We start from the raw sequence: 13,471 nt of genomic DNA on the forward strand, positions 1-13,471 counted from the left end.
GATCAGGGCATGGCCTGATTCAATAACTAAATGAGGGAGAAGAAGGACGGCGACGGCAGCCGCCCGGCGATCAGTCGCCCAGCGAGCCCTCGTGCTCCCGCAGATGCGCCTGCCACTCAAGCGCCTGCATGAATGCCAGCGCGGCCTCGAGGGCGCGCGAGGCACGCACGCCGTCCTGCGTCATGAAGCCGATGGGCGTGCGCACGTCCGGCCCCACCAGCGGCAGCGCTTCCAGTTCGCGATGGGTGCGCACGGCATCCACCATGCTGCCGGGCAGCACGCTGTTGACATTGCCCGCGCTCACCGCGAGCGCCAGAGCGAGCACGGAGTTGGTCTCGATGGCCGGCGTCACCGGCGCGCCCGCCTCGCGCAGCGCCTGGTCGACGATGGCGCGGTTGTGCATGTCGGATGTGAGCAGGCACAGAGGCAGCCTGCCCGCCTCGGCCCATGACATCGGCTCGCCGATACGCAGCTCGTCGGACGAGGGCTTCTTCGCGCGGCGCAGCAGGAAGTAGTGCTCTACGCTCTGCGGCCAGGCCGCGAGCTTGATGCCCGGCAGGTGCATGCGCTCGGTGTAGCCCAGCGCGAGGTCGATGGAGAGGCTCTCCAGCCCCGTTTCCAGGTCTTGCGAGCTCATCGAGAGCACGGTCGGCACGATGCCCGGATGGCGCTCCTGCAGCATGGCCGCGAAGCGCGAGAGCATCGGGATCGCGGTGGGCACGGCCGCCATGCGCAGGCGCCCGTGCGGGTTGTCCACGTCGCTGCGCAGCTCCTGCAGCAGCACCTCGTTGTCGCGCAGCATGCGCTGGGCCGTGGCCAGCACGCGCTCGCCCTCGTGCGTGAGGCCGACGTACACGCGGGCCCGCTGGACGATGACGACGCCGAACTCGGTCTCCAGCGCGCGCAGCGCATTCGACAGGGCCGGCTGCGTGATGTGGCAGGCCTGGGCGGCTCGGCCGAAGTGCTTGTGCTCGTTCAGCGCCACCAGGTAGCGCATCGAGGCGAGCAGGTTCATCGGAAAGGGCCGTTCTTCAGGTGTTCTTGCTGATCGAGATCGTCGGGAACTTCGCCGAGAAGTCCTTCGCCTTCTCGGCGATGCCAACTGCCACGCGGCGGGCCACCGCCTTGTAGATGCCGGCCGCCTCGCTGTCGGGCTGGGACACCACGGTGGGCGCGCCGCTGTCGGCCTGCAGCCGGATGTCGATGTCAAGCGGCAGCGCGCCGAGGTAGTCCATCTGGTACTCGGCCGCCATCTTCTTGCCGCCGTCGGCGCCGAAGATGTGCTCGGCGTGGCCGCAGTTCGAGCACACGTGCACCGCCATGTTCTCGACGATGCCCAGGATCGGCACGCCGACCTTCTCGAACATCTTGATGCCCTTCTTGGCATCGAGCAGCGCGATGTCCTGCGGCGTGGTGACGATCACCGCGCCCGTCATCGGCACGCGCTGGCTCAGCGTGAGCTGGATGTCGCCGGTGCCGGGGGGCATGTCGACGACGAGGTAGTCCAGGTCTTTCCAGTTGGTCTGGCGCAGCAGCTGCTCGAGCGCCTGCGTGGCCATGGGGCCGCGCCAGATCATGGCCTGGTCCTGGTCGACCAGGAAGCCGATGGACATGACCTGCACGCCGTGGCGCTCCATCGGCTCCATGGTCTTGCCGTCGGCGCTGTCGGGGCGGCCCTCGATGCCCATCATCATGGGCTGGCTCGGGCCGTAGATGTCGGCGTCGAGCAGGCCGACCGTGGCGCCTTCGGCCGCCAGCGCCAGCGCCAGGTTGGCGGCCGTGGTGCTCTTGCCCACGCCGCCCTTGCCCGAGGCCACCGCGATGATGTTCCTGACGTTGGGCATCAGCTGCACGCCGCGCTGAACCGCATGGCTGATGACCTTGGTGACGATGTTGACCGACACGTTCTCCACGCCCGGCACCGCCTTGGCGGCCGCCACCAGCTCCTTGCGGATGACCGCGTGCTGGCTCTTCGCCGGGTAGCCGAGTTCGAGGTCGAACGAGACGTCGCCCTCCGAGACCTGGAGGTTTTTGAGCGAGCGGGTCGCCGCGAAAGGCTTGCCGGTGTTAGGGTCCTGGATGGCCTTGAGTGCCTCCATGAGCCCTTCTGGGGTGAGTGCCATTGATCAAACTCCTGAATGGCCGGTAGTCTAAGGCGCTCTCCAGGCCCGCATCGCACGGTCCTCCAATAGCCCGACAACGAACAAAAATGCCCGAGACAAGCCCCGTCACCGGACTTCTGCTCACCGGGGGCGGCGCCCGGGCCGCCTACCAGGTGGGCGTGCTGGAAGCCATCGCCGAGATCCGCCGCGCGGCCGGGCCGGCAATCACCGGCACCGCCAACCCCTTCCAGGTCATCACCGGCACCTCGGCCGGCGCCATCAACGCGGCGGCGCTGGCCTGCGGCTGCGACGACTTCGACTACGTGGTGGGCCACATCGCCGAGGTCTGGGGCCAGTTCCGCGCCGAACAGGTGTACCGCGCCGACTCGCTCTCGGTGATCGGCAGCGGCACGCGCTGGCGCATGCTGCTCGGCTTCGGGCGCTTCGCGGCCAACTGGATGCGCATCAAGCCGAAGTCGCTGCTGGACAACACGCCGCTGTCGGAACTGCTGCGGCGCATGGTGCTGCTCGACCGGCTGCCCCAGCTCATGAAGGAAGGCCACCTGCAGGCGCTGGCCGTGACCGCGTCGAGCTACAGCTCGGGCGAGCACGTCACCTTCTTCGAGGCGGCCGTGCCGATGGAGCCGTGGGTGCGCTCGCAGCGCCTGTCGGTGAGCGACAGCATCACGCATGCGCATCTGCTGGCCTCGTCGGCCATTCCCTTCGTGTTTCCGGCCACGGCGTTGCCGATGCAGGGCCACACCGAATACTTCGGCGACGGCTCGATGCGGCAGTCGGCGCCCATCGCGGCGGCCATCCACCTCGGCGCGCAGCGCATCGTGGTGATCGGCGCGGGCCGCATGCACGAGCCGCGCGACGCCACCGCGCCCAACACCCACAGCGGCTATCCGACGATGGCGCAGATCGCGGGCCATGCGCTCTCCAGCATCTTCCTGGACGCGCTGGCGGTGGACATCGAACGCCTGCGCCGCATCAACCACACGCTGGGGCTCATTCCCGAGGAGGCGCGCGCGGCGAGCTCACTGCGCCCGCTCGACCTGCTGGTTATTTCGCCATCCGAGCGCCTGGACGTGATCGCGGCACGCCACGTCGACGCCCTGCCCGGCGCGGTGCGGCATCTGCTGGGCGGCTCGAAGGTGGCGGCCGACGTGAAGGGCGGCGCTCTCGCGAGCTACCTGCTGTTCGAGTCGGGCTACACGCGCGAGCTGATGGCGCTGGGGCGCACCGACACGATGAAGCAGCACGACGAGGTGCTGCGCTTCTTCGGCTGGAACGCGGCCTAGCGCGCCCTCACGCGCGCCTGCCGGCCAGCCATCGGGCCTGCGCCGCGACGACCTCTTCGCCGGAACGCCCGGTGATCGCCCGGTACACGCCCGGCGCCGTCGCGCCTTCGGTGCTGATGAGAAGCACGCGCGCATCGGCTCCCAGCTGCGCGGCGTCGCGGGCGACGGGGTCGGCTGCGAGCGCCTGCAGTGCCGCGAGACCGGCGGCGCCCGATTCGCCGCTGAGCACGGGCACGTCGCCGGACTCGCCGCCCGCGAGCGTGCGCATCGCCTGCTCGGCCTGCGCGTCGGTCACGGTCATGAACACGTCGACGACGGGCTGCAGGAAGCGCCATGCGAGCGGCGAGGTCTCGCCGCAGGCCAGTCCCGCCATCACCGAATCGACCGAGCCCGTCGCGCGGCTCGGGCGGCCGTTGCGTGCGCTCTGCAGCAGGCAGTCGGCCTGTTCGGGCTCGACGACGATGAAGCTCGGGCGGGCCGTACCGAAGCGCTCCCAGAAATGGCTCACGACGCCCGCGGCCAAGCCGCCGACGCCACCCTGCACGATGACGTGAGTGAAGGGGGTCGGCGCGCCCGATGCGCAGTCTTCGAGCAGTTCGTCGACCAGGATGCCGTAGCCCTGCATCACGTCGCGCGGCACCTCCTCGTAGCCCTCGTAGGAGGTGTCGGAAACAACCTCCCAGCCGTTGGCACGGGCCAGCCGCGCGGCCTCCTCGACCGATTCGTCGTAGTTGCCGGCGATACGCACGATCTCGGCACCCAGCGCCGCGATGGGAGCCTCGCGCTCCTCGCTGACCTGCGCATGCAGCACGATCACGCAGCGGCAGCCGATGCTCTGCGCGGCCGCGGCCAATGCGCGGCCGTGGTTGCCGTCGGTAGCGCTGACGACCACGAAGTCGCGCAATGCTTCAGCGTGCCTGCCCGCGAGCAGGTCCGCAGGCGTCCAGCCGCTTTCAGGCCAGCGGCGAAGCACCAGCCGCAGCAGCGCCACAGGTGCGCCGAGTACCTTGAAGCTGCCGAGCGACGAGCGCGCCGACTCGTCCTTCACCGTCAGCGCGCTGATACCGAGCTGGCTCGCAAGCCCGGGCAGCGACCATGCAGGCGTGGGCGAGGGCTGCAGCCGGCTCCATGTCGAGAGCCATTGCCGGCTTTCCCTGCCGCGCGCGATGCTCATCACCTCGCGCAGCGGTTCGTCGTATGCGCGTCGCCGCGCCTGGGGGTTCCTGAAAATCATGGGGTCCGTTCGATCGATCAGTTGGTGGCGCCGGCCTGTGCGGGCAGGCGCATGCGGACGATCTCCGCGAAGTAACGGGCGCCCGCGGCGAGCACCTCGTCGTTGAAGTCGTAGCTGCCGTTGTGCAGCGGCGTGCCGCCGGCCTCGCCCTCGGCGCCGTTGCCGAGGAAGACGAAGGCGCCCGGCACCGCCTGCAGGAAGGCGCCGAAGTCTTCCGAGATCATCATCGGCGCCACGTTCGCATCCACGTTCTGCGCGCCCACGACGGCCGTGGCGGCGGCCACCGCCACGGGCACGCACTCGGCCCAGTTCACGGTGGGCGCGAACTCGTGGGTGCAGCTGAACTCGCAGCCGGCGCCGTGCATGCGGCAGATGCCCTCGCTGATCTCGCGCATGCGCGCGGCCAGCATGCGCTGCACCTCGGGGTCGTAGCTGCGCGTGTCGCCCTTGATGACGACGTTCGACGGGATCGCGTTGCGGATGCCGTCGGTGATGAACTCGGTGCACGACACCACCGCCTGCGCGCCGGGGTCGAGCGTGCGCGACACGATGGTCTGCAGCGCCAGCACGATCTGCGCGCCGATGACGATGGAGTCGACACCCATGTGCGGCCGCGCGGCGTGCGTGCCGCGGCCTTTCACGTGGATCACGAAGTTGTCCTCGCTGGCCATGAGGCCGCCCGCGCGCGTGGCGAAGGTGCCGGCGCGCATGCCGGGCATGTTGTGAAGGCCGTAGATCTCGTCGACCGGGAAGCGCTCGAACAGGCCGTCTTCCATCATCGCCTTGGCGCCGCGGCCGTGCTCCTCGGCCGGCTGGAAGATGAAGCGCACGGTGCCGTCGAAGTCGCGGCGCTCGCTCAGCAGTTGCGCCGCGCCGAGGATGATCGACATGTGGCCGTCGTGGCCGCAGGCGTGCATCTTGCCGGGCGTGCCCGAGGCGTAGGCACGGTCGGTGGGCAGCTCGGTGATGTTGAGCGCGTCCATCTCGGCACGCAGGCCGATCACTCCCTTGCCGCTGCCCACCTTCAGGTTGGCCACGAGGCCGGTGCCGCCGATGCCGGTGATCACCTCGAGGCCCAGCGCCTTCAGCACGCGGGTGACGAAGGCTGATGTCTTCGCCTCCTCGAAGCCGGTTTCGGGAATGGCGTGCAGGGCGCGGCGCCAGCCGGTGAGCGTGTCGCGCAGGGGTGCGTCTTGGAGGGTCATGGCGGGATGCTATTGACAATGGAGCGAGACAGGCACGCAAAATCGCCGCCTTTGACGCAACGTTTTTGCACACCCTAACCTTCATGACCCCACTCGATGCCCTCGACCTGCGCCTGCTGGAGCTGATCCAGGCCGACAGCCGCATGCCCCAGAGCGAGCTGGGCGAGCGCGTGCACCTGTCGACGGCGGCGGTGAACCGCAGACTCAAGCGCATGCGCGACGAGGGCGTGATCCAGCGCTACGGCGCCGTGCTGTCGCCCGCCGCGCTGGGCCATCCGCTGACCATCGTGGCCGAGGTGGAAACAGAGAGCGAGCAGATCGAGCTGCTCGATGCGATGAAGCAAAGCTTCAGGAACTGCCCGCAGGTGCAGCAGTGCTACTACGTGACCGGCGAATGGGACTTCATCCTCGTCTTCGTGGTGCGCGACATGGCGCAGTACACGGCGCTCACGCGGCAGCTCTTCTTCCAGAGCAACAACGTCAAGCGCTTTCGCACGCTGGTCACCATGGACCCGGTGAAGCTCAGTCTGGACGTGCCGGTGTCCGGGAACTGAGCCGTTCGGCCGGCGACATCAGCATCGAACGCAGCAGCAGCGCCACCGCGCAGACGATGGGCAGCAGCGCCAGCAGCCTGCCTGGCTCGAAGGCCAGGCCGGCTGCCACGCCGAAGGCGCAGCCGATCTTGATCCACCGCGCCACCGACTCCCATCCGCGCCGGTGCGTCACGGCAAACCCGACGAGGGCGACCCAGCCATAGAAGCCGCCGAAGACGGAGAAGACCCAGCTCAGCAGGTAATAGACCGTGTCCATGTCCCGGAACACGATCGCCGTGCCCAGGCTCTGCCAGGTGTGGCGCCAGCCGTCGAAGAGAAAGAAACCGGTGGCCGAGGCGGCCCACCAGAAGAAGGCATACAGGCTCGCGATGCCTGCCAGCGCGGCGAGCCATGCAAGCGCATGCCGCGTGATGTCGTCGAAGGGCATGTGGTCGCGCCACGCGACGGTGTGTCCGTTGTCCATTCGGGGCTCCAGTGGTTTTCGCAATGGAGACCGAAGTTAGGCACCGGATGTGCGGGCTGCGTGAAGCCCGTGTGAAATGCGGTGAACGGAAAAAGCCGGCGCGCGGGTGGCTATCGCTACTGCAGGAGCGCGATGAAGGCGTAGATGCCGGCAACCAGCCAGCCCGCCTTTGCTGCATTGCCCGCGCTTTCCCTGGAGATCGGATACATCTTCGCGCGCCTCCAGGCCCACGCGTTGAAGGCCACCGCGAGCACCAGCCCGCTTACGAAGCAAAGCCCCGAATGCAGGCCGAGCCCGCCGATCAGCGAGACCATGAAGATCACGATGCTGCCCACCCGGATGCCGCTGCTGGTACTGGCCAGCACATGCGAAAGGCCGCCGCAGGCGGAGCATTCGGCCGGCACGGCACGGCTGGACCAGCGCTTGGCGAGGCTGCCGATGCCGGATTCCTTGCAGCGTGGACAGATGTGCTTCATGCGTGGACCATCGCGATGGTCACCCCCACGACGACGATGATCATGGCCAGGAGTATCTCGAAGCGGGCGATGCAGAACATTACCGCGATCGGCACATGGCTGGCGAACCGACGGAGGCGGTCCGCCACGAGATTGCCGCGTGGAAGCACCGCCGCGATGACCAGCGGCACCACCGTGAGCACGAAGCCCAATGCGAGCATCGCCGCCACAGCCTTGAGCAAGAAGAAGAGCGGAACCTTCATCGGCGCCGTCCGGAGGTCAGCCTGCCTCGGAAATCCCCAGCTCCGAACACACCCGCCCCAGCAGCGCCTTCAGCGACGCCACCTCGGCTTCCAGCCTTGCCACGTTGGCCTTGAGCGCCGCGACCTCGCCGAGCGACACGTCGTTCGCCGCATATGCCGCGTCGGACGAGGCACCCGCAGGCCCAGCCACCTCTTCGGCCGGCGCACCGCTCAGCAGGTGCGCCCATCGGCTCTCGCGCGCGCCCGGCAGGCGCGCCAGCTTCACCACGAGCGCGCCCGCCGGCCGTTCCGCGAGCTCGTTGAGAAAACCCTCGACCGACGAGATGTCGGCGAAATTGTGCATGCGGTCGCAGGCGATGCGCAGCTCGCCCGCCGTCTGCGGGCCGCGCAGCATCAGCACGGTGAGCAGGATCACCGACTGCGACGGAATGCGCAGCACGCGATCGACGTTGTGTTCGTAGCGGAAGGCCCGCCCGCCGCTGGTCTCGGCCACGAGGCTGTAGCCCCTGAGGCTGTCGACGGCGGCCTGCACCTGCGACTCGGTCAGTTCGAGCACGGGGTTGCGGCTGGTCTTCTGGTTGCAGCCCGACACCAGCGAGTTGAGCGTGAGCGGATAACTGTCTGGCACGGTGCGCTGCTTTTCGGCGAGCACGCCGAGCACGCGGGTTTCGACAAGGGACAGGACGGGCAGCGAGGTGGAGGAAGACATGGCTCGAAATCGATGATGAAACTCAGGGCGACGCAACGCCGAGGATAGGCCCCAGCTCCCGCACGAAATCGCTTCTGTGCAGCGACGGCGAATGCAGCGCCGAGACCGTGCCGTCGAGGTACAGCGCGTCGCGGCAGTGGAGCACGTCGCGGAAGTAGAGCGCGAACTCGTGGAAATTCACCGGTACCTCGCTGATGACGAAGATCGCGGTGTGGCCGATCACGCCGACGCCGTTGCGGATCTTGCGCGAATCGGAATGGGGAATGAAGGCAGGATGCACGACGCCGCGGCGCAGCAGCAGCGGGCCCGACTGGGTCGCCAGGCGCACGCCCTTCGCCAGCGCCGGGTACTCCGACGACTCGATCACGCGCGGCCCGGCGTCCGACACGAGGAACACGCCGTTGGGCTTGAGGAAGAAGTTGCCAGCGCCGTCGGCCAGGTTCAGGGGCGATTCCTCGCGGCCGTCGCGCACCAGCAGGCCGACCGGCGAGAAGTCCTCGTGGTACATGCCGGCGTTCATCGCGAAGCCCAGCTGGCGGCCATGCGCCTTCAGCCAGGCATCGAGCCGGTCGAAGCGCTTGAACGGCACGCCCTCGTCGTCGCGCAGGAACAGCTCCAGCCGCTCCTTGCGCAGGTCGATCTTCACCACGGTGAAGCGCGGGTCCGCCGCGGCAAGACCAGCCAGCCCCGCGAACAGCAGAGCTCCCAGGAGCAGCGCAAGCCTTTTTCTCATGCAGCGCCCGCGAGCCCCGGCCGGATTCAACCGCCGTTGATGCGGCTGACCAGCGCCTTCGTGAAAGCCGCCGTACCGGCCGTGCCACCCAGGTCGCCGGTGCGCACCTTGTCGATGTTCAGCGTCTCGTCGATGGCAGTGCGCAGGCGCGTGGCCAGTTCGGGCAGCTTCACGTGGTCGAGCATGAGCGCGGTGGCCAGCAGCAGCGCGGTGGGGTTGGCGATGCCCTTGCCGGCGATGTCGGGCGCGGAGCCGTGCACGGCCTCGAAGATCGCGGCGTCGGTGCCGATGTTGGCGCCGGGCGCCATGCCCAGGCCACCGACCAGGCCGGCCACGAGGTCGGACAGGATGTCGCCGAACAGGTTGGTCGTGACCAGCATGTCGAACTGCCAGGGGTTGAGCACCAGCTTCATCGCGCAGGCGTCGATGATGACCGTGTCGAGCTCGAACTTGCCCTTGTACTTCCTCTCGTAGAGGTCCAGGCCGGTCTCCAGGAAGATGCCCGTGAGCGCCTTCATGATGTTGGCCTTGTGCACCAGCGTGACCTTCTTGCGGCCGGTGGCGATGGCGGTTTCGAAGGCGTATTCGAGCAGCCGGCGGCTGCCCTGGCGGGTGTTGATGCCGGTGGCCATGGCCACGGCGTGCGGGTCGCCGTCGATGGGCACGTAGTGCTCGTGGCCGATGTAGAGGCCTTCGAGGTTCTCGCGCACGACCGTCAGGTCGATCTTGTCGAAGCGACCGCCCGGGATGATGGTGCGCGCGGGGCGCAGGTTGGCGTAGAGCTGGAATTCCTCGCGCAGCCGCACGTTCGACGAGCGGTACCCGCCGCCCGAGGGGGTCTCCAGCGGCCCCTTCAGGGCCAGCCGGGTCTTGCGGATGCTGTCGAGCGTGGCCTGCGGCAGCGGATCGCCCGAAGCCTTGACGCCGCCCAGGCCGGCGATCTGCGTGTCCCAGGTGAAGGGGGCCTTCAGCGCGTCGAGCGCGGCCAGCGTGGCGTCGACGATTTCGGGGCCGATGCCGTCGCCGGGAATCAGGGTTGCGGGAATGGAGGTGGTGGTCATCGGCTTCGTCTCGCTTTCTGTCTGCGCTTGCTGTATCGGGGGCTGGAGCATACGTCGCCCGCGCGACAGCGGCGCGCCGAGTGCCCCCACGCTCAGACCTCCTTCTGCCTCTGGTACCGGTGGTAAGCAAAGGTGCCGATGACGCCCTGCAGGTAGAAGTAGAAGAAGACCGCCGCCATGACCAGGCCCGTTCCGTTGGCGTGGCCCAGCCGGATGAGGACGACCTTGGCCCACACGAAGTACGCCAGCATCAGCACCGCGCAGATGCGGCTCTTCTTGTAGATGCCGAAGGCGAGGCCGAGGATCAGCACGACGTCGAGCAACTGGTAGGCGCTCATGCCGATCAGGCTGGTGCCGGCGACCGCGATCAGCACGAAGACGAGCGTGACCGCCGCCGACACGAGGCCCGCGATCCAGGCGTTGCGGATCTTCCTGAGGATGGCGTCGGGCACCTCCCGCGCCATCTCCGGCATGAGCACTTCGGCGCCCGGCGGGGCGAAACGATCGTCGGACATGGTTTTTTCTCCCTGATCTCGGCCCCTGCGGCGCCGCTGCAGCCACTCTATAGGCCGGGCAGTTCCTCGTCCACCAGCGCCAGCCGGCCCACGACGCGGCCAGGCGCCAGCAGCGCCCCGGGCGCGATCACCGCATTGGCCCCGATGCGCACGCCGTCGCCGACGAGCGCGCCGAACTTCTCGCACCCCGTGCCCTGTAGCGCCCCGCCCTCGCCGCTGCGCACGAAGACCTGCTTGTCCGCGCGCTCGTTGCGGTGGTTGCAGATGATGCTGCCGGCTTCCATGTTCACGCCCGCGCCGATGACCGAATCGCCGACGAAGTTGAAGTGCGCGAGCGCCGTGCCCGCGAAGACGAAGGACGATTTCAGCTCCACGCCCGGCCCGATGCTGCAGCGGGCATCGACCCAGTTGCCGCCGCGCAGGTAGGCCCCCGTGGCCACGAAACAGCCCGGGCCGAGGATCAGCGGCCCCTTGAGCACCGCGCCCGGCTCGACCCGGGCGCTGCGGTGAATGGCCACTTCACCATCGACGGCATAGTCGCCAACGGGCAGCCCGGCCAGCAGCCGGCGCACGATTTCCGGGGCCTGCGGCGGCAGTTCCCACGGCGGCGATGCAGCCCACGGCGCGAGGGGAGACCCGGCGAATCCGGCGATGTAGGCGGCGAGTTCGATGGCGTGCGGCATGGGGTCGATGCTGCCACCGAAGGCACCCGGGAGCCACGCCACCTAAAATGTCCGGTTCTCCCCGTCAGCCACTCCGAAAGCGCCCTCCCCGATGTCCGCCCCGCGCAAGCTCTTCGTCACCACCGCCCTGCCGTATGCCAACGGCAAGTTCCACATCGGCCACATGATGGAATACATCCAGGCCGACATCTGGGTGCGGAACCAGCGAATGAACGGCGCCGACGTCAACTTCGTGTGCGCCGACGACGCCCACGGCGCGGCCATCACCATCGCGGCCGACAAGGCCGGCGTGACGCCGCAGGCCTTCGTGGCCGAGATCGCGGCGGGCCGCAAGCCGTACCTCGACGGCTACTACATCTCCTTCGACAACTGGCACTCGACCGACGCGCCCGAGAACCACCAGCTGGCGCAGGACATCTACCGCGACCTGCGCGCCAAAGGCCTCATCAGCACCAAGAGCGTCGAGCAGTTCTACGACCCCGAAAAGGGCATGTTCCTGGCCGACCGCTTCATCAAGGGCGAGTGCCCCAACTGCCATTCGAAGGACCAGTACGGCGACAACTGCGAGGTGTGCGGCGCCGTGTACGCGCCCACCGAGCTGATCAACCCCTACTCGGCCCTCTCGGGCGCCAAGCCCGAGCTGCGCAGCTCGGAGCACTTCTTCTTCAAGCTCTCCGACCCGCGCTGCGAGGCCTACCTGAAGGAATGGACCGCCGCAGCCGGCCACGTGCAGCCCGAGGTACAGAACAAGATCCGCGAATGGCTCTACAAGGACGACGAAGGCAAGGGTGGCCTCGGCGACTGGGACATCAGCCGCGACGCGCCCTACTTCGGCATCGAGATCCCCGACGCGCCGGGCAAATACTTCTACGTGTGGCTCGATGCCCCCGTGGGCTACCTGGCCTCGCTGAAGAACCTGCTGGACAAGCGCTGCATCGAGCTCGGCGGCGACGGCATCTCGTACACCGAGTACATGGCCGACCCCGACCTGGAGCAGGTGCACTTCATCGGCAAGGACATCATCACCTTCCACACGCTGTTCTGGCCCGCCATGCTGCACTTCAGCGGCCGCAAGGCGCCCGACGCGGTGTACGTGCACGGCCACCTCACGGTGAGCGGCGAGAAGATGAGCAAGAGCCGCGGCACCGGCATCGACCCGCTGAAGTACCTGTCGATCGGGCTCGACCCCGAATGGCTGCGCTACTACATCGCCGCCAAGCTCAACGGCCGCAACGAGGACATCGACTTCAACCCCGAGGACTTCGTCGCGCGCGTCAACAGCGACCTCGTGGGCAAGTACATCAATATCGCCAGCCGCGCGGCGGGCTTCGTCGGCAAGCGCTTCGGCGGCAAGCTGGGCGAGGTCTCGGCCGACGGCGACGCGCTGCTGTTCACGCTGCGCGACGCGGCGGCGCAGCTGCATTCGCTGTACGACGGCCGCGATTACGCCCGCGCGCTGCGCGAGGTGATGGCGCTGGCCGACAAGGTCAACGAGTACGTCGACCAGAACAAGCCCTGGGAGCTGGCCAAGAAGGAAGGCGCCGAGGCGCGCCTGCACGACGTGTGCACCGTGTGCATCGAGGCCTTCCGCCTGCTCACGCTGTACCTGAAGCCTGTGCTGCCGGCGCTGGCGCTGAACGTCGAGGCCTTCCTGAACATCCAGCCGCTGGCCTGGGCCGATGCGGCGCAGCCGCTGCCCGTCGGCCACGCCATCGGCGAATACAAGCACCTGATGCAGCGCGCCGACGCCAAGCTGGTCGACAAGCTGTTCGACGCCCCGGAACCTGCCGCGGCCCCCGTGACCGCACAGCCCCAGGAACTGCCGGGCGGCGAAGCCATCGCGCCCGTCATCACCATCGACGACTTCGCGAAGATCGACCTGCGCATCGCGAAGATCGTGGCCTGCGAGAAGGTCGAGGGCTCGACCAAGCTGCTGCGCCTGACGCTCGACGCCGGCGAGGGCAAGACCCGCAACGTCTTCAGCGGCATCGCCTCGGCTTACCAGCCCGAGCAGCTCGTGGGCAAGCTCACGGTGCTGGTCGCCAACCTCGCGCCGCGCAAGATGAAGTTCGGCGTGAGCGAAGGCATGGTGCTCGCGGCCAGCCACGGCGACGAGAAGGCCCACCCCGGCATCCACGTGCTCGAACCCTGGCCGGGCGCTACGCCGGGCATGCGGGTTCGCTGATCGAC

General features: G+C 68.3%; 15 protein-coding genes. 3 read left to right on the forward strand and 12 right to left on the reverse strand.

The genetic code is table 11. The annotated features are described in order from the left end of the window. Window positions 1-70: 70 nt before the first annotated feature. Both SFB74_RS25945 and apbC read right to left on the reverse strand, forming a co-directional pair. A complete protein-coding gene (locus tag SFB74_RS25945; protein ID WP_432727227.1) occupies window positions 71-1,015 on the reverse strand; it encodes a LysR family transcriptional regulator in 945 nt (314 codons plus the stop codon). Between the two features lie 16 nt (window positions 1,016-1,031). After that, window positions 1,032-2,123: an iron-sulfur cluster carrier protein ApbC gene (gene apbC, locus SFB74_RS25950; protein ID WP_432727228.1), complete on the reverse strand. Its 1,092-nt coding sequence runs from the start codon at window positions 2,121-2,123 to the stop codon at window positions 1,032-1,034. Between the two features lie 86 nt (window positions 2,124-2,209). On the opposite strand from apbC, the gene SFB74_RS25955 reads away from it, so the two are divergent. Beyond that, on the forward strand, window positions 2,210-3,406 hold the full coding sequence (locus tag SFB74_RS25955) for a patatin-like phospholipase family protein (protein WP_432727229.1): 1,197 nt from the start codon (window positions 2,210-2,212) through the stop codon (window positions 3,404-3,406). A gap of 7 nt (window positions 3,407-3,413) precedes the next feature. Here the strand turns inward: SFB74_RS25955 and SFB74_RS25960 are convergent, their stop codons facing one another. Continuing rightward, window positions 3,414-4,640: a diaminopropionate ammonia-lyase gene (locus SFB74_RS25960; protein ID WP_432727230.1), complete on the reverse strand. Its 1,227-nt coding sequence runs from the start codon at window positions 4,638-4,640 to the stop codon at window positions 3,414-3,416. Window positions 4,641-4,657: 17 nt separating this feature from the next. Next, on the reverse strand, window positions 4,658-5,845 hold the full coding sequence (locus SFB74_RS25965; RefSeq protein WP_432727231.1) for a M20 aminoacylase family protein: 1,188 nt from the start codon (window positions 5,843-5,845) through the stop codon (window positions 4,658-4,660). Between the two features lie 83 nt (window positions 5,846-5,928). Here SFB74_RS25965 and SFB74_RS25970 point away from each other — a divergent pair, with 83 nt between their 5' ends. Continuing rightward, entirely contained in the window at window positions 5,929-6,399 is a 471-nt protein-coding gene (locus SFB74_RS25970; protein ID WP_432727232.1) for an Lrp/AsnC family transcriptional regulator, read from the forward strand. Here SFB74_RS25970 and SFB74_RS25975 read toward each other — a convergent pair. From SFB74_RS25975 to SFB74_RS26010, 8 genes are all read right to left on the reverse strand, one after another. Then, complete coding sequence (locus tag SFB74_RS25975) at window positions 6,368-6,862, reverse strand: hypothetical protein (protein ID WP_432727233.1); 495 nt, start codon at window positions 6,860-6,862, stop codon at window positions 6,368-6,370. The genes SFB74_RS25970 and SFB74_RS25975 overlap by 32 nt on opposite strands. A gap of 116 nt (window positions 6,863-6,978) precedes the next feature. Next, entirely contained in the window at window positions 6,979-7,338 is a 360-nt protein-coding gene (locus SFB74_RS25980) for a hypothetical protein (RefSeq protein ID WP_432727234.1), read from the reverse strand. Then, window positions 7,335-7,580, reverse strand: a complete 246-nt coding sequence (locus tag SFB74_RS25985) for a hypothetical protein (protein WP_432727235.1) — start codon at window positions 7,578-7,580, stop codon at window positions 7,335-7,337. Before SFB74_RS25985 ends, SFB74_RS25980 begins: the two co-directional genes overlap by 4 nt. 16 nt (window positions 7,581-7,596) lie before the next feature. Then, window positions 7,597-8,289, reverse strand: coding sequence for a YceH family protein (locus tag SFB74_RS25990; RefSeq protein WP_432727236.1), 693 nt, complete (start codon window positions 8,287-8,289; stop codon window positions 7,597-7,599). 22 nt (window positions 8,290-8,311) lie between these two features. Then, entirely contained in the window at window positions 8,312-9,022 is a 711-nt protein-coding gene (locus tag SFB74_RS25995; RefSeq protein WP_432727237.1) for a phosphodiester glycosidase family protein, read from the reverse strand. 26 nt (window positions 9,023-9,048) lie between these two features. Beyond that, the gene (locus SFB74_RS26000) at window positions 9,049-10,083 is read right to left on the reverse strand and encodes an isocitrate/isopropylmalate dehydrogenase family protein (RefSeq protein ID WP_432727238.1); all 1,035 of its coding nucleotides are present in this window, start codon (window positions 10,081-10,083) and stop codon (window positions 9,049-9,051) included. A 92-nt stretch (window positions 10,084-10,175) separates the two neighbouring features. Beyond that, a complete protein-coding gene (locus SFB74_RS26005; RefSeq protein ID WP_432727239.1) occupies window positions 10,176-10,598 on the reverse strand; it encodes a hypothetical protein in 423 nt (140 codons plus the stop codon). A 47-nt stretch (window positions 10,599-10,645) separates the two neighbouring features. Further along, window positions 10,646-11,323: an LpxA family transferase gene (locus SFB74_RS26010; RefSeq protein ID WP_432727241.1), complete on the reverse strand. Its 678-nt coding sequence runs from the start codon at window positions 11,321-11,323 to the stop codon at window positions 10,646-10,648. A 49-nt stretch (window positions 11,324-11,372) separates the two neighbouring features. Here SFB74_RS26010 and metG point away from each other — a divergent pair, with 49 nt between their 5' ends. Continuing rightward, a complete protein-coding gene (metG, locus tag SFB74_RS26015) occupies window positions 11,373-13,466 on the forward strand; it encodes a methionine--tRNA ligase (protein WP_432727242.1) in 2,094 nt (697 codons plus the stop codon). The last annotated feature ends 5 nt before the right edge of the window (window positions 13,467-13,471 follow it).

It is taken from the genome of Variovorax xiamenensis (assembly GCF_050916385.1).
In the GTDB taxonomy this organism is placed as follows: domain Bacteria; phylum Pseudomonadota; class Gammaproteobacteria; order Burkholderiales; family Burkholderiaceae_C; genus Variovorax.